General features: G+C 56.5%; 19 protein-coding genes. 9 read left to right on the top strand and 10 right to left on the bottom strand.

Annotated features, from left to right (window positions below; translation table 11 throughout):
- Positions 1 to 256: 256 nt before the first annotated feature.
- From alaS to mltB, 8 genes are all read right to left on the bottom strand, one after another.
- On the bottom strand, positions 257 to 2,887 hold the full coding sequence (alaS, locus tag RTX30_RS17145; RefSeq protein WP_312691366.1) for an alanine--tRNA ligase: 2,631 nt from the start codon (positions 2,885 to 2,887) through the stop codon (positions 257 to 259).
- Between the two features lie 131 nt (positions 2,888 to 3,018).
- Positions 3,019 to 3,519 (bottom strand): recombination regulator RecX, encoded by a 501-nt coding sequence (gene recX / locus RTX30_RS17140; RefSeq protein ID WP_312691365.1) that lies wholly within the window; start codon positions 3,517 to 3,519, stop codon positions 3,019 to 3,021.
- Between the two features lie 68 nt (positions 3,520 to 3,587).
- Positions 3,588 to 4,652 (bottom strand): recombinase RecA, encoded by a 1,065-nt coding sequence (gene recA, locus RTX30_RS17135; RefSeq protein WP_312691364.1) that lies wholly within the window; start codon positions 4,650 to 4,652, stop codon positions 3,588 to 3,590.
- Positions 4,653 to 4,742: 90 nt separating this feature from the next.
- Positions 4,743 to 5,240: a nicotinamide-nucleotide amidase gene (gene pncC / locus RTX30_RS17130; RefSeq protein ID WP_312691363.1), complete on the bottom strand. Its 498-nt coding sequence runs from the start codon at positions 5,238 to 5,240 to the stop codon at positions 4,743 to 4,745.
- 185 nt (positions 5,241 to 5,425) lie between these two features.
- Positions 5,426 to 6,304, bottom strand: coding sequence for a metal ABC transporter substrate-binding protein (locus tag RTX30_RS17125; protein ID WP_312691374.1), 879 nt, complete (start codon positions 6,302 to 6,304; stop codon positions 5,426 to 5,428).
- Between the two features lie 12 nt (positions 6,305 to 6,316).
- Positions 6,317 to 7,180 (bottom strand): metal ABC transporter permease, encoded by an 864-nt coding sequence (locus tag RTX30_RS17120; protein WP_312691362.1) that lies wholly within the window; start codon positions 7,178 to 7,180, stop codon positions 6,317 to 6,319.
- Entirely contained in the window at positions 7,177 to 7,851 is a 675-nt protein-coding gene (locus tag RTX30_RS17115; protein ID WP_312691361.1) for an ATP-binding cassette domain-containing protein, read from the bottom strand. The genes RTX30_RS17120 and RTX30_RS17115 overlap by 4 nt, the downstream gene beginning before the upstream one ends.
- Positions 7,852 to 8,076: 225 nt before the next feature.
- Positions 8,077 to 9,162, bottom strand: a complete 1,086-nt coding sequence (gene mltB, locus RTX30_RS17110) for a lytic murein transglycosylase B (RefSeq protein ID WP_312691360.1) — start codon at positions 9,160 to 9,162, stop codon at positions 8,077 to 8,079.
- Positions 9,163 to 9,431: 269 nt separating this feature from the next.
- On the opposite strand from mltB, the gene srlA reads away from it, so the two are divergent.
- The 7 genes from srlA (at position 9,432) to gutQ (ending at position 14,388) form a co-directional block, all read left to right on the top strand.
- The gene (gene srlA, locus RTX30_RS17105; protein ID WP_312691359.1) at positions 9,432 to 9,992 is read left to right on the top strand and encodes a PTS glucitol/sorbitol transporter subunit IIC; all 561 of its coding nucleotides are present in this window, start codon (positions 9,432 to 9,434) and stop codon (positions 9,990 to 9,992) included.
- Positions 9,989 to 10,948, top strand: a complete 960-nt coding sequence (locus RTX30_RS17100) for a PTS glucitol/sorbitol transporter subunit IIB (RefSeq protein WP_312691358.1) — start codon at positions 9,989 to 9,991, stop codon at positions 10,946 to 10,948. The genes srlA and RTX30_RS17100 overlap by 4 nt, the downstream gene beginning before the upstream one ends.
- 10 nt (positions 10,949 to 10,958) lie before the next feature.
- Positions 10,959 to 11,321, top strand: a complete 363-nt coding sequence (gene srlB / locus RTX30_RS17095; protein WP_312691357.1) for a PTS glucitol/sorbitol transporter subunit IIA — start codon at positions 10,959 to 10,961, stop codon at positions 11,319 to 11,321.
- Between the two features lie 17 nt (positions 11,322 to 11,338).
- Positions 11,339 to 12,118 (top strand): sorbitol-6-phosphate dehydrogenase, encoded by a 780-nt coding sequence (srlD, locus tag RTX30_RS17090; protein ID WP_312691356.1) that lies wholly within the window; start codon positions 11,339 to 11,341, stop codon positions 12,116 to 12,118.
- A gap of 111 nt (positions 12,119 to 12,229) precedes the next feature.
- A complete protein-coding gene (gene gutM, locus RTX30_RS17085) occupies positions 12,230 to 12,586 on the top strand; it encodes a transcriptional regulator GutM (RefSeq protein ID WP_312691355.1) in 357 nt (118 codons plus the stop codon).
- 70 nt (positions 12,587 to 12,656) lie between these two features.
- Entirely contained in the window at positions 12,657 to 13,430 is a 774-nt protein-coding gene (locus RTX30_RS17080; RefSeq protein ID WP_312691354.1) for a DNA-binding transcriptional repressor, read from the top strand.
- Positions 13,423 to 14,388 (top strand): arabinose-5-phosphate isomerase GutQ, encoded by a 966-nt coding sequence (gutQ, locus tag RTX30_RS17075; protein ID WP_312691353.1) that lies wholly within the window; start codon positions 13,423 to 13,425, stop codon positions 14,386 to 14,388. Before RTX30_RS17080 ends, gutQ begins: the two co-directional genes overlap by 8 nt.
- On the opposite strand, the gene norR is transcribed toward gutQ, so the two are convergent.
- On the bottom strand, positions 14,385 to 15,899 hold the full coding sequence (norR, locus tag RTX30_RS17070; protein ID WP_312691352.1) for a nitric oxide reductase transcriptional regulator NorR: 1,515 nt from the start codon (positions 15,897 to 15,899) through the stop codon (positions 14,385 to 14,387). The genes gutQ and norR overlap by 4 nt on opposite strands.
- A gap of 182 nt (positions 15,900 to 16,081) precedes the next feature.
- Here norR and norV point away from each other — a divergent pair, with 182 nt between their 5' ends.
- Positions 16,082 to 17,533, top strand: a complete 1,452-nt coding sequence (gene norV / locus RTX30_RS17065; protein WP_312691351.1) for an anaerobic nitric oxide reductase flavorubredoxin — start codon at positions 16,082 to 16,084, stop codon at positions 17,531 to 17,533.
- On the top strand, positions 17,530 to 18,663 hold the full coding sequence (gene norW / locus RTX30_RS17060) for an NADH:flavorubredoxin reductase NorW (RefSeq protein WP_312691350.1): 1,134 nt from the start codon (positions 17,530 to 17,532) through the stop codon (positions 18,661 to 18,663). Before norV ends, norW begins: the two co-directional genes overlap by 4 nt.
- Here norW and hypF read toward each other — a convergent pair.
- Positions 18,608 to 20,881, bottom strand: coding sequence for a carbamoyltransferase HypF (gene hypF / locus RTX30_RS17055; protein WP_312691349.1), 2,274 nt, complete (start codon positions 20,879 to 20,881; stop codon positions 18,608 to 18,610). The two genes, norW and hypF, sit on opposite strands and share 56 nt — an antisense overlap.
- Positions 20,882 to 20,885: the final 4 nt, after the last annotated feature.

Below are 20,885 nucleotides of genomic sequence, written 5' to 3'. Positions count from 1 at the left end.
ACGAGTCAGAATCAGCATTCTTTGCTCCTTGAAAGATTAAAAGAGTCGGGTCTCTCTGTATCCCGGCATTATCCATCATATAACGCCAAAAAGTAAGCGATGACAAACACCTAATGTGTAAGCAGTCACGGCATTACATTCTGTTAAACCTAAGTTTAGCCGATATACAAAACTTCAACCTGACTTTCTCGTTATCATAGCGTAGTGGCAACAACGCCATAACCGCAAGGTCATGGCGTCTGCTTTCGCTTTGTAATTATGACAGTTTAGCGCTTACCCAGTCTTTAACACTGGCAAGTGCTGCAGGCAGCGCGGCCGCATCGGTACCACCGGCTTGCGCCATGTCCGGGCGACCACCCCCTTTGCCCCCAACCTGCTGGGCAACCATTCCAACCAGCTCCCCTGCTTTCACACGGTCGGTTACATCCTTCGACACGCCCGCAATCAGAGAAACTTTGCCTTCCGCCACGGTAGCGAGAACAATCACTGACGCACCCAACTGGTTCTTCAGATCGTCCACCATGGTACGCAGCATCTTCGGTTCGACACCTGCCAGTTCGCTAACCAGCAGCTTAACACCGTTGAGATCGATAGCTTTTCCGGACAGGCTTGCGCTCTCCAGTGCGGCCGCCTGCTCTTTAAGCTGCTGCAATTCTTTTTCCAGCTGACGGGTACGTTCCATGACGGTACGCACTTTGTCGCCGAGATTCTGGCTGTCGCCTTTCAGCAACTGCGCAATATCGTGCAACTGATCGCTCTGCGCATGCAAGCTGGCAATCGCGCCTTCACCGGTCACGGCTTCAATACGACGCACGCCTGCCGCCGTACCTGATTCGGAAACAATGCGGAACAGACCGATATCACCAGTGCGAGCTGCGTGCGTGCCGCCGCACAGTTCGGTAGAGAAGTCGCCCATGCTCAGTACGCGTACACGATCATCATACTTCTCGCCAAATAGCGCCATCGCACCATTGGCCTTCGCTGCTTCCAGATCCATGATATTGGTTTCGATCGGCAGGTTACGACGGATTTGCGCGTTGACCAGATCTTCCACCGCGCGGATTTCCGCAGGTTTCATGGCTTCGAAATGTGAGAAGTCAAAGCGCAACGCTTTGTCGTTCACCAGCGACCCTTTCTGCGCAACGTGCGTGCCTAATACTTCACGCAGCGCAGCGTGCATCAGGTGAGTGGCAGAGTGGTTAAGGCGGATACGGGCGCGGCGCGCTTCGTCTACTTCGGCTTTCACGCCGTCGCCCACGTTCAGTGAACCGCTAAGCAACTGACCTACATGCCCAATCGCCTGGCCATATTTCTGCGTATCCTGAACGGCAAAAGCAAAGCCGGTGCCTTTGAGTTCGCCTTTATCGCCAACCTGGCCGCCAGACTCGGCATAGAAAGGCGTCTCATTAAGCACCACCACAGCGTTCTGACCGGCAGCAATGGCGTTAACCGGTTTACCATCAACAAACAGCGCAGTGACTTTGCCGTTCAGTTCCAGATGGTCATAACCTTTAAATTCGGAAGCACCATCAACGCGGATCATCGCGTTATAGTCAGCGCCAAAACCGCTGGATTCACGCGCACGGCGGCGCTGTTCTTCCATTGCGGCTTCAAAACCGGCCTCGTCAACCTTGATATTGCGCTCACGACAAACGTCCGCCGTCAGGTCAACCGGGAAACCATAAGTGTCGTACAGACGGAAAGCGGTTTCGCCATCCAGCGTATCCCCTTGCAGTTTCGCCAGTTCTTCGTCCAGCAGCGCCAGACCGCGTTCCAGCGTACGGGCAAATTGCTCTTCTTCAGTTTTCAGAACTTGTTCAACCTGCGCCTGTTGACGTTGCAGATCTTCACCGGCAGAACCCATTACCGCAATCAGCGGGCCAACCAGTTTATAGAAGAAGGTGTCCTTCGCGCCCAGCATGTTGCCATGGCGAATGGCGCGACGAATGATGCGGCGCAGCACGTAGCCGCGGTTTTCGTTCGACGGGATCACCCCATCAGCAATCAGAAATGCGCAGGAGCGGATATGGTCCGCAATCACACGCAGTGATTTGTTGCTCAGATCGGTTGCGCCCGTTACCCCGGCCACGGCCTTAATCAGGTTCGCAAACAGATCGATTTCATAGTTGGAATTCACATGTTGCAGAACCGCCGCAACACGCTCCAGACCCATACCGGTATCCACAGACGGTTTCGGCAACGGCTCCATGGTGCCATCGGCCTGGCGGTTGAACTGCATAAAGACGATGTTCCAGATTTCGATGTAACGGTCGCCGTCTTCTTCCGGGCTGCCTGGAGGACCACCCCAAATGTGATCGCCATGATCGTAGAAAATCTCGGTGCACGGACCGCACGGCCCGGTATCACCCATCTGCCAGAAGTTGTCAGACGCATACGCTGCGCCTTTGTTATCACCAATGCGAATAATACGTTCGCGCGGGATACCCACTTCTTTTTCCCAGATTTCGTAGGCTTCGTCGTCCGTTTCGTACACCGTTACCCACAGACGTTCTTTCGGCAGGTTGAACCAGTTTTCACCGGTTAACAGTTCCCATGCGTATTGAATGGCATCATGTTTGAAGTAATCGCCGAAACTGAAGTTGCCCAGCATTTCAAAGAAGGTGTGATGACGTGCGGTGTAACCGACGTTTTCCAGGTCATTGTGTTTACCGCCTGCACGAACGCAACGTTGTGCAGTGGTAGCGCGGGAATAATTACGTTTGTCGAGCCCAAGGAATACGTCCTTGAACTGGTTCATCCCGGCGTTGGTAAACAGCAAAGTCGGGTCGTTATTCGGCACCAGGGAGCTGCTGGCAACTACCTGATGTCCCTTGCTATGGAAAAAGTCGAGAAACGCCTGACGGATCTCAGCGGTGCTCTTGCTCATAATTATCCTGAAATCAAGCTAACGAAATGTGGTAACTGACCGTAGCCGTTTGCCCGGCAAACGCGCCAGCTACTGGAAAAAGTGGGAATAAGATAAGTTTTCTTTACTGCGAAGTAAAATCCCGTATGCGCTCAGTCGGCAAAATTTCGCCATATTTCCTGAATATCTTCCTGCAGAAAGCCGCGATAGAGCAAAAAGCGTTGCACTTTTATTTTGGCGACGAATTCCGTGGGTAGCGGTTCGCCATATTTCCGCACGGCCTGTTCTCGCGCGCTGACGGCCCAGTCGATCTCGCATTCATAGAGGGCGTTTTCCCCCATTTGCCGCGGTATGCCTTTTTGGTTTAATTCCTGGCGGATACGCGCAGGCCCATAACCTTTCCGGGCGCGGCTGGCAATGAACTGACGTGCAAAACGCGCATCGTCAAGAAAGTTATGCTGCTGGCACCACTCCACCACTTCGTCGATCTCTTCTGGCGTGGTGTCCAGCGCCTCAGGGCCATTTTTGGTCATGACTGGCGCGGTCAGTTTCCGCCGGAACTCCTGCTCGCTATGGTCGCGCATGGCCAGAATCCGCATCGCGCGATCGCGCAAGCGTGCAATGGAGGAGCGTCGGGGAGCATTATCAGACATGACAAAATCCTGTAACCGTAAAAAAACAAAAGGGCTGCATCAGCAGCCCTTGATTGAGATTCACATTATCAGAAATCTTCGTTGGTTTCTTCAACGTCCTCGCCGTTGTCACCCACAGTAAATTCCGCTGCGGAGTTCTGATTACTGAGCAGAATTTCACGCAGTTTCTTCTCGATTTCTTTCGCAGCCGCCGGGTTCTCTTTCAGCCAGGTCGTTGCGTTTGCTTTACCCTGGCCAATCTTGTCGCCGTTGTAGCTGTACCAGGCGCCCGCTTTCTCAATCAGCTTCTCTTTCACGCCAAGATCAACCAACTCACCGTAGAAGTTGATGCCTTCACCGTAAAGGATCTGGAACTCAGCCTGTTTAAACGGCGCCGCAATTTTGTTTTTCACCACTTTGACACGGGTTTCGCTGCCGACGACGTTATCGCCCTCTTTCACCGCGCCAATACGGCGAATATCCAGACGTACAGAAGCATAGAATTTCAGCGCGTTACCACCGGTAGTGGTTTCCGGGTTCCCGAACATCACACCAATTTTCATACGGATCTGGTTGATGAAGATAAGCAGCGTGTTGGACTGCTTCAGGTTACCCGCCAGCTTACGCATCGCCTGGCTCATCATACGTGCCGCGAGACCCATATGAGAGTCGCCGATTTCACCTTCGATTTCCGCTTTCGGCGTCAGCGCCGCAACGGAGTCGACAACCAGCACATCAACCGCACCTGAACGCGCCAGCGCGTCACAAATTTCCAGCGCCTGCTCACCGGTGTCCGGCTGAGAACACAGCAGGTTATCGATATCTACGCCCAGTTTACGAGCATAAACCGGGTCGAGGGCGTGTTCAGCATCGATAAACGCACAGGTTTTGCCTTCGCGCTGTGCTGCGGCAATAACCTGCAGCGTCAACGTGGTTTTACCGGATGATTCAGGCCCGTAGATTTCGACGATACGCCCCATCGGCAAACCGCCAGCACCCAGTGCAATATCCAGAGAGAGCGAGCCGGTAGAGATGGTTTCCACATCCATAGAACGGTCTTCACCCAGACGCATGATGGAGCCTTTACCGAATTGCTTTTCGATCTGACCCAGTGCAGCTGCAAGCGCCTTTTGTTTGTTTTCGTCGATAGCCATTATTACTCCTGTCATGCAGAGTGAAGCGCGTTACGCTCCGCTGTGAATTACTGTTTTGTTGCCGCAATTATACTGTATGGTCATACAGTATCAAGTGTTTTGTAGAAAATGTTGCCACAGGGTTTGCAACGCATAAGCCGTGGCCTGTCGGCGCACTGCTTCCCGGTCCCCCAGGAAACATTCACGCCGGGTAATGCCCTCGCCCCAAGCACTGGCAAAACCAAACCAGACAGTGCCGACCGGTTTTTCCGCGCTGCCGCCATCCGGCCCGGCAATACCGCTTACCGATATTGCGTAATCGGCGCATGCCGCTTTCAGTGCGCCAATTGCCATCTCTATTACTACCGGCTCACTCACCGCGCCGTGCGCGTCCAGCGTGGCAGGCTCAACGCCTATCATTTGCGATTTGGCTTCATTACTGTAGGTGACGAATCCGCGTTCAAACCAGGCGGAGCTGCCTGCAATATCCGTAATCGCTTTGGCTATCCACCCGCCAGTGCAGGATTCTGCGGTCGTCAACGTCGCACCACGCGCTTTTAACGCCTGTCCAACGCGTTCGCTCAGTTGGGTTAATTCACTGTCCGTCATACTGGCTCCCATGCGCCAAAAAACCGTGGCGGAAAAGATACCACTTTCAGCACAGAGATGGGGATGGGTGAACAAATTTACGAGGACGCTTCAGAAAAAGTGGAATTATGCGGCTGATTCGGTAAGCCGGATGGCGACAGCGCCGGGTAATGATCCCAACGCTGTCGCCATCCGGTCATACGAGGTTATTGCATGCTGCTTGCGATGGTTTCAACGTTATGATGGAACGCTTTCTGGTAAGTATCAGCCACTCCCCCCTTCGCACTCAGCGCTTCCGGGTAGAGTTCCCCGCCAGGCTGCGCACCGGTGGCGCTGGCAATCTGTTTCACCAGTCGTGGGTCCAGTTGGTTTTCCATAAACCATACTTTTACGCCATCGGCTTTGATCTGTTTAATCAGCGTGGCCACCTGCGCGGCGCTGGCTTCGCTTTCAGAAGAAAGGCCCTGCGGCGCCATAAATTCAACATGATAAGCACGAGCAAAGTAGCCAAAGGCGTCATGACTGGTCAGCACTTTACGTTTGGCCTGCGGGATGGCGCTGAAGCGTTCTTTGGCCCAGCTATCCATCTCTTTTAGCGCGGCAATATAACGCTGGCCGGAGGCATTTAAAGCCGCTTCATCCGCCGGATCGACTTTGATTAATGCGGCGAGGATGTTTTGCGCATACTGCGCACCGTTGGCAGCGCTGTTCCAGGCATGCGGATCGGTTACCGTCGCGCCGTCCTCTTCGAGCGTGTGGGTTTCAACACCGTTCGATGCCACCACAATCTGGCCTTTAAAGCCGGAGGCTTTAACCAGTCGGTCCAGCCAGCCCTCAAGCCCCAGACCATTGACCACCACCACATCGGCTTTGTTAAGCATGGCGCTGTCTTTTGCCGACGGCTCGAAAGTATGCGGATCGCCATTCGGCCCAACCAGCGTCGTGACGTGCACGTGCTCGCCCCCGACCTGCTGCGTCATATCACCGAGAATGGAAAAGCTGGCGACCACGTTAATTGTTTTAGCCATTACGCCCTGTGACATTAAGCCCAGCGCGAGTGCCAGAATTACCCCTGTACGTTTCATCATGTCCCCTTGCTACGTTAAAAGCGCTCGCAGGCTGTGCGCCAGCCCGCTACGCGTACCGAATAAAATCGAAAAAAAGAAGGTGATGCTGGCGGTAAGCACAATGGCTGGCCCCGCAGGTAAGCCAGCCGTCCAGGAGAGGCTTAACCCCAGCCAGGCGCAGAGTGCGCCAATGCCGGCCGCCAGTAATAACAGCCCCGGCAAGGTGCGCGCCCAGCAACGGGCTGCCACGGCGGGCAACATCATGACCCCAACGGCCATCAGCGTGCCAAGCACCTGGAAACCCGCCACCAAGTTGAGCACCAGCAACGCCAAAAATAACCCATGAAACAGCCCGGGCACCCGGGGGGCATTGACCTGCAAAAAAGCACTGTCAAAAGCTTCACTCACCAGCCCGCGATACCCCAGCGCCAGTATCACTACCGTCAGACTGGAAACCCCAGCAACAAAGAGCGCCGCATCGTTATCTACCGCCAGAATGGATCCAAACAGCAGATGGAGCAGATCGACACTGGAGCCGCGTAACGACACCAGCGTCACGCCCAGCGCCAGCGATCCGAGGTAAAAACCGGCAAAACTGGCATCCTCTTTGAGGGGCGTGCGGCGGCTTACCCAACCGGCCACCAGCGCCACGGCGATCCCAGCGATAAAACCGCCGATGCTCATTGCCAGTAACGACATACCGTTCAGCAAAAAACCCACCGCCACACCGGGCAGAATGGCGTGCGACAGCGCATCTCCCATCAGGCTCATTCGCCGCAATAGCAGAAAGACGCCCAGCGCCGTGGTACTAACAGAGAGTGCCAGACACACCACCAGCGCACGGCGCATAAAACCAAACTCAATAAAAGGCTGGAAAAAGAGGTGCCAGATCATGCGCGGCATTCCTCCGGCGGCAACGCCTGTGCGGGTGTTTCCCCCCATTGCGCCCGCTGTTCGTCAAGGCGCAACGTCTGAGGGAAATAACGCGTGACGCGTTCACTGTCGTGCAGTACCGCCAGAATGGTTTGCCCGCTTTGGTGCATGTCGACAATCTGCTCCATCAGCACCTGCGAAGTCACTTCATCAATACCGGTAAAAGGTTCATCAAGCATCACCAGCGGCGCATTTTGCACCCAGATGCGGGCAAACAGCATGCGCTGAAACTGCCCGCCGGAAAGGGTGTCGATGGTTTCTTGCGCCATCGTCGACAAACCCACGCGCTCCAGCCCCTGCGCCACACGCTGGCGGGCATCACGGCTCAGACCGCGAAACAGCGAAAAGCGCGGCCAGCACCCCATGCAAACAACATCCTGCACGGTAACCGGAAATTGCGACTCCAGAGCGTGGCGCTGGGCAAGCCAGCCCACCATCGGGCGGTGCGAAGGCCAGCGTATTACGCCGCTTACCGGCGGTAAAAAACCGGCCAGCGTTTTCAATAGCGTTGACTTACCGCAGCCATTCGCGCCGACAATCGCGGTCATGCTGCCGCGCGCCACGCTGCCGCACAATGCCGGTGTGATCGCCAGCCGATCATAGCCCGCGACCAGGTGATCCAGTTCAATCATGGCAGCGCTACCGCCCAGCAAGTCAGCAGCCAGAGCACCAGCACTAACCCGGCTGCCAGCAGCAACCGGGCGACGCCAGAAAGGGAGAACAGCGTTACGGGAATCATTCACACACCTCATATGTTATAACATAACAATAATCAGAAGTGATAATGATGTAAACGACAAGACGAAACGGGAGTGCGTCGAAATGTTTCAATCCCCTCCCGCGGGAGGGGACGTGGATCAGCGAACGCGCGCCAGCGCTACAGCCTGGCCAAGCTGCCAGACTGCCATCGCGTAGTGCGTGCTGTGGTTATAGCGGGTGATCGTGAAGAAGTTCGGCAAGCCGTACCAGTACTCATACCCGGTGCCGACATCCAGCCGCAGCAGGCTGGCCTGTTGATGATCGCCCAGCGGCTGCTGCGGTGTTAACCCGGCCGCCGCCAGTTGCCCGATGCTGTAATTGGTTTTAAAGCCATTTTCCAGCCCCGGCGCCTGGCCGTTAGCCGGTACGGCAACCACATCGCCTTTCACCCAACCGTGTTGTTTGAAATAGTTAGCAACGCTGCCGATGGCATCCACCGGATCCCACAAGTTGATGTGACCGTCGCCGTTGAAATCCACCGCAAACTGCTTATAGGAAGACGGCATAAACTGGCCGTACCCCATTGCTCCGGCGAAGGAACCTTTCAGATCCAGCGGATCGTCACTTTCGTCACGCGCCATCAGCAGGAAGGTTTCCAGCTCGCCCGCAAAATAGTCGGCACGGCGCGGATAATCGAACGCCAGCGTTGCCAGCCCGTCAAGAATGCGGGTTTTGCCCATCACGCGGCCCCAGCGTGTCTCCACGCCAATAATGCCGACGATGATCTCCGGCGGCACGCCGTACACCATCCATGCGCGGTTCAGCGCATCTTCGTACTGATTCCAGAAAGCAACGCCATTCTGCACATTATCCGGGGTAATAAACTGCTTGCGATAACGCAACCAGGCACCATTCGGCCCGGTTGGCCCGGCACTGGTCGGTGCCTGTTTGTCCATCAGGCGCAGCACATAGTCCAGACGTTTGGCCTGCGAAAGAATTTCATGCAATTGCTGACGGTCAAAACCGTGCTTGCTGACCATCCGGTCGATAAAGCGCTCCGCCGCGGGGTTATTGGCGAAATCCCCCCCCGCCATCACCACATTATGCTGTGGTGCCAGCAGGAACCCACCGGATGGCGCAGCGGGTGTGGCAGTCTGCGGGGTTTCAGCAAGCGGGGGTTTACTACTACAGGCACAGAGCACAACAAACGCAGGCAGTAACGCTGCGTAATAACGCTTCAACATGGGGCATCCATTAAACGAATTCAGCCAGGAGCAAGTATGGTAAAGCATCTGGCTACCGACAAGGAAGCGCCGCAACACGGCCCCGCACGATCATTTTTCGTTTGTTCACCCTTTCTTTCGCGTGCATTTAAACCTTGCTCATTCAAAAAACTTTCACAATGATCATTTTTTCTTTCATAACGAGATCTAAATAACACATTTTTAGCTTTCATCATGATTATCATAGTGCACAGTTAAACCACAAAACGATAACCCTACAGGAGAGAACAATGGAGACCATTACACATGGCGCCGAATGGTTCATCGGGCTGTTTCAGAAAGGCGGCGAAGTTTTTACCGGGATGGTGACCGGTATTCTGCCGCTACTGATAAGCCTGTTGGTGATCATGAACGCGCTGATAAATTTTATTGGCCAGCACCGTATTGAAAGATTCGCCCAGCGCTGCGCAGGTAATCCCGTTGCCCGTTATCTGCTGCTGCCTTGTGTCGGCACCTTTGTTTTTTGCAACCCGATGACCCTCAGCCTCGGGCGCTTTATGCCAGAAAAGTACAAACCCAGTTATTACGCCGCAGCCTCTTATAGCTGCCACTCTATGAATGGGTTGTTTCCCCATATCAATCCCGGCGAATTATTTGTCTACCTCGGCATTGCCAACGGTCTTACCACGCTCGGCCTGCCGCTTGGTCCGCTGGCGATCAGCTATCTGCTGGTCGGCCTGGTCACCAACTTCTTCCGTGGCTGGGTGACCGACCTGACGACCGCCATTTTCGAGAAAAAAATGGGCATTCAGCTTGAACAAAACGTCCGACTCGCCGGAGCAACATCATGAGCAATATCGTTATTGAAAAAGGCACTGGCGGCTGGGGCGGCCCGCTGCAACTCGAGGCCAGTACCAGTAAAAAAATCGTCTATATCACTGCAGGTACCCGCCCGGCTATCGTCGACAAGCTGGCGCAACTGACCGGCTGGCAAGCGGTGGATGGCTTTAAAGAAGGTGAACCGCCGGAAGAGGAGATTGGCGTCGCGGTCATTGATTGCGGCGGAACGCTGCGCTGCGGCATCTACCCAAAACGCCGTATTCCAACCATCAATATCCACGCCACCGGCAAGTCCGGGCCGCTGGCGCAGTACATTGTGGAAGATATCTATGTCTCTGGCGTAAAAGAGGAAAACATCTTCCTGCAGGGGGAATCGTCAACGGCAAAACAGCCGCAGCCGCGCGATTACGACACCAGCAAAAAAATCACCGAGCAGAGCGACGGCCTGCTGGCAAAAGTCGGCATGGGCATGGGATCAGCCGTCGCAGTGCTGTTTCAGGCCGGACGCGACACCATCGATACCGTACTGAAAACCATCCTGCCTTTTATGGCCTTCGTCTCGGCGCTGATCGGCATCATTATGGCCTCTGGACTGGGCGACTGGATTGCCCACGGTCTTGCGCCGCTTGCCAGTCATCCGCTCGGGCTGGTCACGCTGGCGCTGATTTGCTCCTTCCCGCTGCTGTCGCCCTTTCTCGGCCCTGGCGCCGTTATCGCTCAGGTGATCGGCGTACTGATTGGCGTGCAAATCGGCCAGGGGCACATTCCGCCGCACCTTGCTCTGCCCGCCCTGTTTGCGATTAATGCCCAGGCCGCCTGCGACTTTATTCCGGTCGGTCTGTCGCTGGCTGAAGCCCGCCAGGAAACGGTACGCGTTGGCGTCCCTTCGGTGCTCGTCAGTCGCTTTTTAACCGGTGCGCCTACCGTGCTGATTGCCTGGTTCGTGTCGGGTTTCATTTACCAATAAGAGGTGTGCGATGAGTGTCATTTACCAGACCACCATTACCCATATCGGCGGCTGCGCGCAGGATGCGCTCAGCGACAACATGCTGATTACGTTTCGTGAAGGCGCACCTGCCGACGTGGCGGAGTTCTGCTTTATCCATAACCACGGTGAGTTGTCCGGTGCGCTGCGCCCTGGCGCGGAGTTACTGCTGGGCGAACAGCGCTATCCGGTCACCGCTGTCGGCGAGGTTGCCGAACTTAATCTGCGCGAACTGGGCCACATTACGCTGCGGTTCGACGGGCAAACACAGGCGGAATACCCCGGCACAGTACATGTCGACGGCCCGACACCGGCCGGCGTCGCCCCAGGTTGCATTTTGAAATTTGTTGCTTAAGAGGTAAGGAGAATCATATGAAACAGGTTGCCGTAGTCATTGGCGGAGGACAAACCCTTGGGGCGTTCCTGAGCCGTGGGCTTGCCGCAGAAGGGTACCGCGTCGCGGTAGTGGATATTCAGAGTGATAAAGCGGCGAATGTCGCGCAGGGAATCAACAGCGAGTTTGGCGAAGGCACTGCCTACGGCTTTGGCGCCGATGCCACCAGCGAACAGAGCGTACTGGCGCTGGCACGCGGCGTCGATGAAATCTTCGGCCGCGCCGATCTGCTGGTCTACAGCGCTGGCATCGCCAAGGCAGCGTTTATTAGCGACTTTGCCCTCGGGGACTTCGACCGCTCATTGCAGGTCAATCTGGTGGGCTATTTCCTGTGCGCGAGGGAATTCGCCAGGCTGATGATCCGCGACGGTATCCAGGGGCGCATTATCCAAATCAATTCGAAGTCGGGCAAAGTGGGCAGCAAACACAACTCCGGTTACAGCGCCGCCAAGTTCGGCGGCGTAGGGTTGACGCAGTCGCTGGCGCTGGATCTGGCAGAGTATGGCATTACCGTCCACTCGCTGATGCTCGGCAACTTGTTGAAATCGCCTATGTTCCAGTCATTGATCCCGCAATACGCCAGCAAACTCGGCATTGCTGCAGACGAAGTAGAGCAGTACTACATCGACAAAGTGCCGTTGAAACGTGGCTGCGACTACCAGGATGTGCTGAACGTATTGATGTTCTACGCCAGCAGTAAAGCGTCTTACTGCACTGGCCAGTCCATCAATGTGACCGGCGGCCAGGTGATGTTCTGACGCATCCCCCTCCGGCGACATCACGGGCAAATGCTGGTGGCGCTTTTTATATCTGGCCTGCCACTGCGTGCAGGCCGGGTTATACGTCCTGAAAAGGAGAAGGAGAAAGTTATGGTTCCCGCACTGATCACCGTTGCTGCTATCGCCTGGCTCAGCCAGCTTGCGCTGGGCGGCTGGCAAATCCGTCAGTTTAACCATGCGTTCGATGCGCTTTGCCTGCGCGGGCGCGTAGGGGTCGGGCGCTCAGGTGGGCGCTTTAAACCCCGCACGGTGCTGGCGCTGGCTTTTGATAAGCAGGACTGCGTCAGCGACACGCTGCTGATGCGCGGCATCACTGTTTTTGCCCGTCCGGCAAAAATCAATCACTTAATCGGCTTAAAAAGAGAGGAATTAAACCCTGATGTGATCTTTCCCCATGATCCTGGCTGTCGGAATGCTCTATCATTAGCGCTTAAAATGAAACATTGATAATTTCGTTGTGAACGCTATTAGCTTGCGAAATTATCATTTCGCAACGTAACGCAGGATATCAGCGCCTATGAAACCACGTCAGCGTCAGGCGGCTATTCTTGAGCATCTGCAAAAGCAGGGAAAGTGTTCTGTTGAACAGCTGGCAGCATACTTCGACACCACAGGGACGACCATTCGTAAGGATCTTGTCGCGCTGGAGCACTCTGGTGCGGTGATCCGCACTTATGGCGGTGTGGTGCTTAATAAAGACGAAGCCGATCCGCCCATCGATCACAAAACGCTGATCAACACCGTGCAAAAAGGGCAGATCGCCGAAGCGGCGGTTGCCTATATTCACGATGGCGACTCCATTATTCTTGATGCAGGCAGCACCGTACTGCAGATGGTGCCGCTGCTCAGTCACTTCAATAACATCACGGTGATGACCAACAGCCTGCATATCGTCAACGCGTTGTCAGAGCTGGATAACGAGCAAACCATCCTGATGCCGGGCGGGACATTCCGCAAAAAATCGGCCTCTTTTCATGGGCAACTGGCAGAGAACGCCTTTGAGCATTTCAGTTTCGACAAACTCTTTATGGGGACAGACGGCATCGACCTGAATGCCGGCGTGACCACCTTCAACGAAGTGTTTACCGTCAGCAAAGCCATGTGTAACGCCGCCCGCGAGGTGATCCTGATGGCAGACTCCTCAAAGTTCGGCCGTAAAAGCCCTAACGTTGTTTGCAGCCTGGAAAGCGTGAATAAACTGATCACCGATGCCGGGATCCCGCCGGACGTTCGTGCCGCGCTGGAGGAGAAAGGGGTCGAGGTGATCATTGCCGGAGAGCATCATGAGTGAATCCTTCATCAATACCGGGCGGCAAACCCTGCTGCTGGAGCTTCAGGAAGCCAGCCGCCTGCCCGAAAGACTGGGCGACGATTTCGTTCGCGCCGCCGAAACCGTACTGAACTGCCGTGGCAAAGTCATTGTCTCGGGTATTGGCAAATCCGGGCATATCGGCAAGAAAATCGCCGCCACCCTAGCCAGTACCGGCACCCCGGCCTTCTTCGTTCATCCTGCGGAAGCGCTGCATGGCGATTTAGGCATGGTCGAGAGCCGGGACATTATGCTGTTTATCTCTTACTCCGGTTCCGCCAGAGAGCTGGAACTCATCCTGCCCCGGCTGGAAGAGAAATCCGTCGCACTGCTGGCGATGACCGGTAAACCGCGTTCGCCGCTGGCGTTAGCCGCCCATGCGGTGCTGGATATTTCCGTGGAACGCGAAGCCTGCCCGATGCATCTGGCCCCGACCTCCAGCACCGTCACCACGCTGATGATGGGCGATGCGCTGGCTATGGCGGTGATGCAGGCGCGCGGCTTTGATGAAGAAGACTTTGCCCGCTCCCATCCGGCAGGCGCGCTGGGCGCACGCTTGCTGAATAAAGTGCACCACCTGATGCGCAAAGATGAGCAACTGCCACAGGTACAGCTGACCACCAGCGTAATGGACGCGATGCTGGAACTCAGCCGCACCGGGCTGGGTATGGTGGCAGTATGCGACAGCCAGCGCCGCGTACAGGGCGTCTTTACCGATGGCGACCTGCGTCGCTGGCTGGTAGCGGGCGGTGCGCTCAGCACCGACGTCAGCGAAGCGATGACCCACGGCGGTATCACGCTAAATGCCCACAGCCGCGCCGTAGACGCCAAAGAACGGCTAATGCAGCGTAAGATTGCTGCCGCCCCCGTCATTGATGACGCCGGACTTCTGGTCGGCGCCATCAACCTGCAGGACTTCTATCAGGCGGGCATTCTCTAACCCTTAAGGCCCAGGCGTTTCGCCAGCCGGTGCAGGTTGGCAACGTCCATTTCCAGCCTGCGGGCGCTGGCGGCCCAGTTGCCGCCACTCTCCTGCAACGTGCGGGAAACCATCGTCCGTTGAAAATCCTCTGTTGCCTTGCGCAGGTTCAGCCCGACAGGCAGTTCCGCCAGTGCCGGTTCCGGCTGCGCGGGTTCATCAGTCAGGGAAAAATGGCGTGCTTCGAGCACCACTTCACCCTGATTACGCGTGCCGCGCGCCAGCACCACTGCCCGGTGGATAGCATGTTCCAGTTCGCGCACATTGCCTGACCAGCGGTAACTGAGCAAGTGGTGACGCGCGCCGGGGCTGAGCACCACGCGGCCAAGCCCAAGGCGCAGGCGGCACTGCTCGCAGAAATACCCGGCCAGCAGCACCACATCGTCGCCCCGCTCGCGCAGCGGCGGCACCGACAGCGGAAAAACACTCAGCCGGTGGAACAGATCTGCGCGGAACCGCCCGGCCAGCACCTCTTCGCGGAGATCCCGGTTAGTGGCCGCCAGCACACGCACATCCACACGTAAGCTACGATCGTCCCCCACTCGCTGAATGTCGCCATATTGCAGCACACGCAGCAGTTTTGCCTGTAACGACAGTGAAAGCTCGCCGATTTCATCCAGGAACAGCGTGCCATTGTCAGCCATTTCAAATTTGCCGCTACGGTGGCTAATCGCACCGGTAAAGGCCCCTTTGACATGACCAAACAATTCGCTTTCCGCTACGCTTTCCGGCAATGCAGCACAATTGAGATAAACCAGCGGGTTCGCGGCACGCGGCGACCCTTCGTGGATCGCTTTCGCGACCAGTTCTTTGCCGGTGCCGGTTTCGCCACTGATCAACACATTAAGATCGGACGCCGCGACAATATCGATCTCTTTTTTCAACTGCGTCATCCCGGCGGAAAGACCAATCATCTCGCTGTGCGCCACCTGCTCAAACGCCGCTGGCGCGCCGGGCAGCATATTCTGGCTTTCCAGTTGCTCAATCAGCAGCGCATTATTGAGCGCTCCTGCCGCCAGCGCCGCAATCAGCCGCAGCTCTTCATCACTAAAGGTGTCGAACTGGTCAGGTGCCATCCCATCCAGCGTCAGGGCGCCAATCAGGTTCTGCCCGGCAAACAGTGGCAAACCAACGCAGGCATGCACTTTCAGGCTCTCCTGCCCGGGAATTAACCCATCGTAGGGGTCGGGCAAGCCACTGTCCGCCGGGAAACGCACCACATCTCCGGCACGGGCAATGGCTTCCAGCCGCGGGTGGCCTTCCAGGGTAAAACGCCGCCCCAGTACGTCCTGCGCCAGCCCATCAATGGCCAGAGGAATAAACTGCCGTGCCTCATAGCGCAGCAGCGCTGAGGCGTCGCACTCCAGCACCTGACGCAACGTGGTGATCAACCGCTGGAAACGATCCGCATGCCCAATACCGCTCTGCAATTCAATGGCGATGCCCGCCAGCACATTCAAGGAAAAACTCATTCCGGCCTCACTGTCAATTTGACAATGCATAGTGTCATATTGACTGCATACATCATAGTCATTCTGACTGTGAAATTTTCACTATAAAAATAAAAACATTTAAAATCATACAAATAAAAGTTGGCACGTTACTTGATATATGTCCTGCATCGAATTTAAGAAAACGACACAGGACAACTGAAATGACCATTCATGTAAAAAATAACATTCACTGGGTTGGGCAACGCGACTGGGAAGTGCGTGACTTCCACGGTACCGAATATAAGACCCTGAAAGGGAGCAGCTATAACAGTTATTTAATTCGCGAAGGCAAAACCGTCCTGATCGATACTGTTGATCATAAATTCAGCCGCGAGTTTGTGCAGAACCTGCGGAGTGAAATCGACCTGGAGATGATCGATTACATCGTGATTAACCACGCTGAAGAAGATCATGCAGGCGCGCTCACCGAACTGATGTCGCATATCCCTGACACGCCCATTTACTGTACCAACAATGCCATCGACTCCATTAATGGCCACCATCACCATCCGGAGTGGAATTTTCACGTCGTCAAAACCGGCGACACGCTGGATATTGGCAACGGCAAACAGCTGATTTTCGTTGAAACCCCGATGCTGCACTGGCCAGACAGCATGATGACCTACCTGACTGGTGACGCTGTGCTGTTCAGTAACGATGCTTTTGGCCAGCACTACTGCGATGAACGGCTATTTAATGATGAAGTGGATCAGGCTGAACTGTTTGAACAGTGCCAGCGCTACTATGCCAATATTCTGACGCCGTTCAGCCGCCTGGTAACGCCAAAAATTACTGAAATCCTCGGCTTTAACCTGCCGGTTGATATGATTGCGACCTCACACGGCGTGGTATGGCGCGACAACCCCACGCAAATTGTTGAGTTGTATTTGAAATGGGCGGCGGATTATCAGGAAGATCGCATCACGATTTTCTACGACACCATGTCCAATAATACCCGCATGATGGCAGATGCCATTGCCCAGGGGATCAACGAAGTAGACCCGCGCGTGGCGGTGAAAATTTTCAACGTTGCCCGCAGCGACAAAAACGACATTCTGACCAATGTGTTCCGTTCTAAAGGTGTCCTGGTCGGCACCTCAACAATGAATAATGTGATGATGCCGAAAATCGCCGGCCTGGTCGAAGAGATAACCGGCCTGCGTTTTCGCAACAAACGCGCCAGTGCTTTCGGCTCGCATGGCTGGAGCGGCGGTGCCGTAGATAGACTCTCAACCCGCTTACAGGATGCAGGCTTTGAGATGTCTGTCAGTCTGAAAGCCAAATGGCGGCCCGATATTGATGCACTGGAAGTGTGCCGCCAGCACGGTCGCGAGATTGCCCGCCAGTGGGCGCTGTCACCACTGCCAGAACCGGCGACTCCCGTCAGTACGCCAGCGCAACAAGCCTGCGCGTGTGCAGCTGCCGCTGCAGCCTCTCTCGGCCCGCAAATGCAGTGCAGCGTCTGCCAGTGGATCTACGATCCCGCCAAAGGCGAGCCGATGCAGGACGTCGCCCCAGGCACGCCGTGGAGCGATGTGCCGGATAACTTCCTGTGCCCGGAATGCTCATTAGGTAAAGAGGTGTTCGACGAACTGGCGACGGAGGCAAAATGAACGCAGGCATTGTGATTATTGGCTCCGGCTTTGCCGCCCGCACGCTGGTTAAAAACATCCGCAAACTGGATGCCACCCTGCCGCTGACGCTTATCGCCGCCGACAGCATGGACGAGTACAACAAACCGGATCTCAGCCATGTCATCAGTCTTGCACAGCGAGCAGACGACCTCACCCGCCAGTCGGCGGGGGAGTTTGCCGAGCAATATGCTGTGCAACTGTTTCCGCATACCCGCGTTACCGCCATTGATACAGAGAACCGGATCGTGAAAAGTGCCGACCAGCACTGGCCGTACGACAAACTGGTGCTGGCAACCGGAGCAGCGGCATTTATTCCGCCGCTACCTGGCAGTGCGCTCATGCTGACGCTCAACAGCCAGCAAGAGTACCGCCAATGCGAAGCGCAACTGCGCGATGCCCGCCGGGTACTGATTGTCGGCGCAGGACTGATTGGCTGCGAACTGGCGATGGATTTTTGCCGCGCGGGCAAAACCGTCACCGTACTGGATAACGCCGCCAGCATTCTGCCCTCACTGATGCCGCCTGAAGTGAGCGGCCGTTTACAGCACTGCCTGACGGCGATGGGTGTGCGACTGCTGCTGAAATCCCGCCTGCTGTCGCTCGAACAAACCGACAACGGCATCCGCGCCGCGCTGGATGATGATCGTGAAACCGAAGTGGATGTGGTGGTTGCCGCAACCGGTCTGACGCCGCAGGTTGGTCTGGCGCAGTCTGCTGGTATTAACGTCGGGCGCGGCATTGTGGTCGATAGCACGCTGCAAACCAGCCAGCCGCAGATCTTTGCGCTTGGCGACTGTGCAGAGATCAATGGCCGCGTACTGCCCTACCTGCAACCTATCCAGTTAAGCGCCATGACGCTGGCGAAGAATCTGACCGGCAACAGCACGCCACTCACGCTGCCTGCCATGCTGGTGAAAGTGAAAACGCCGTTGATGCCGCTGCATCTGGCCGGTGAGACGGCGCGCAACGATCTGCGCTGGCACATCGCCACCGACGCCGATGGCATGGTGGCCAAAGGAATGGATGCAGAGGATACACTGCGCGCGTTTGTCGTCAGCGAAGATCGGATGAAAGACGCTTTTGCACTTCTGAAGACGCTGTCTGCTTAAGGCGAGCTGCCGCCACTAACCCCTGACCAAAGGCAATTCCGCCGTCGCCGGCGGGTAAACGATGCGGGAATAACAACCGGAATTCCGACAGATACGCCCGCAGGCGGGCTTTCAGCAGGCGGTTATGCATGACTCCGCCGCTGAACACCAGCGTCGAAATCGCGCGCGACGTTGCCTGCTGGCGCGCCAGCGTTGCCATTCCTTGCGCCAGCGCATCATGAAACGCCCATGCCCGTTCCGCCGGGCTGGCTTTCCAGTTCAGCCACTGCCGCCAGAACACAGTCAGATCGAGACGGTTGCCGCGCACCGGCAGCGTCACCGGATGGTTTACCCCGCTGCACCCCGCCGCCAGCGCTTCTAACTGACAGGCCGCCTCACCTTCGTAGCTCAACTGCAGCGGCGCGCACTCCAGCGCACAGGCCACGGCATCGAACAGCCGACCACATGAGGAAGCCAGCGGCGCATTGATGCCCCGCGCGACAGCCCGTGCCAGTAATGGCCAGTTCTGCCGCTCAAGCACTGCACACTCCGGGTAATGCTGCCAGTCAGGAACAAAGGCCAGCATATGCGCCAGCAAATTGCGCCACGGCTGCTGCGCCGCCAGATCGCCCCCCGGCAGCGCCACAGCGGGTAACCCCCCTAAATGTTCGCATTCGCGGTAATTTACCCGTAAACATTCACCGCCCCACAGCGCACCGCCCTCCCCCATGCCAATCCCGTCGAAGGTCATGGCAACCACATCGCCCCCCTCCAGCGGCCAGCCATGCTCCCCAAGACACGCCGCGGCATGGGCATGGTGATGCAAAACGTCCTGCACGCGTAAAACGGCCCCTTCTGCCCACTGACGGCTACGGTAAGCGGGATGCGCGTCCGCCACACAGTGTTGCGGCGTAAAATCATAAATGGCCTGCATCAGATGCAGCGCGTTGCGCCACTGTGCTTCTACACCATCATCCGTCAGATCGCCAAAGTGCTGCCCCGGAACAGCGCTGTTGCCGCGCAGCAGGCAAAAAGTATTTTTCATATCGGCGCCGACGCACAGCATCGGCGGAATATCGTGAAACCCCTCCGGCAGGGGAATAGCGTCGGGCACATAGCCACGGGAACGCCGCAGCATTTCGCCATTCGCCCGCAGCACCGAATCATCCATGCGCTGAACGATATCGCGATTATGCAGCAGAAAACCGTCGGCAATGTCCGCCAGATCGGCCAGTGCCTGTGCATTGGTGAGCGCGGGCGGTTTCCCGCTCAGGTTGCCGGAGGTCATCACCAGCGGGCGTTGCAACGCCTGCGCCAGCAAATGCTGCAGCGGGTTCGCCGGCACCATAACGCCCACCTCATCGAGACCTGGCGCAATGGCGGCACATAATCCGCTGACATAGGATTTATCCACCAGCACAATAGGTGCCGCAGGCGTAGCCAGTAACCGCCGGGTATCCGCTGTAAAACCATCAGTTCCGCTGACCATTACCGCCAGGGGTTTTGCCGGGCGACGTTTACGCTCACGCAAGCGGTGCACCGCATTCTGTTGGGTGGCATCACAAGCGAGATGAAAACCGCCCACGCCTTTGACCGCCACAATACCGCCGTTTTTCAGCAACTGAATGGCCGCCTGCAACGCCTCTTCTCCGGCGGAATGCTGTGCCGGGCTGCGCCACTCCAGCGTTGGGCCACATTCAGGGCAGGCAACCGGCTGTGCGTGAAAACGCCTGTCCAGCGGGTTGCGGTACTCGGCGTCACAGGCCGCGCAGAGCGGGAAGGCCGCCATCACGGTATACGGGCGGTCATAGGGCATAGCGTGAATGATGGTAAAGCGCGGCCCGCAATGGGTGCAGTTAATAAACGGGTAGCGGTAGCGCCGCTCATCAGGATTGTTCATCTCCGCCAGGCAGGCGGGACAGGTTGCCGCGTCGGGGACGATTTGGGTATTCATTGCGCCGCCCGCGCTGTGGCGGATGGCGAAATCATGCGGCTGGGATGGCCAGCGAAACGGAGTGCTTATCACACGGTCAATACGCGCCAGCGGCGGGCATTGTTGCTGCAACAGGGTGAGGAATTCGCGCGCGTCGCCGAGCAAACGAACCTCCACACCCTGCGCATCGTTACAGACATCGCCCTTCAGCCCGAGCTGCTGCGCCAGTTGCCAGACAAAGGGGCGGAAACCAACCCCCTGAACCTTTCCATAAACGCGTAAGCAGACACCGTGGCTGTTGGTCATATTG

This window comes from Kosakonia sp. (assembly GCF_032052965.1).
In the GTDB taxonomy this organism is placed as follows: Bacteria; Pseudomonadota; Gammaproteobacteria; order Enterobacterales; family Enterobacteriaceae; genus Kosakonia.
Note: the sequence above shows the minus strand (reverse complement) of the source record. Positions and strands in the feature narration are given on the sequence as shown.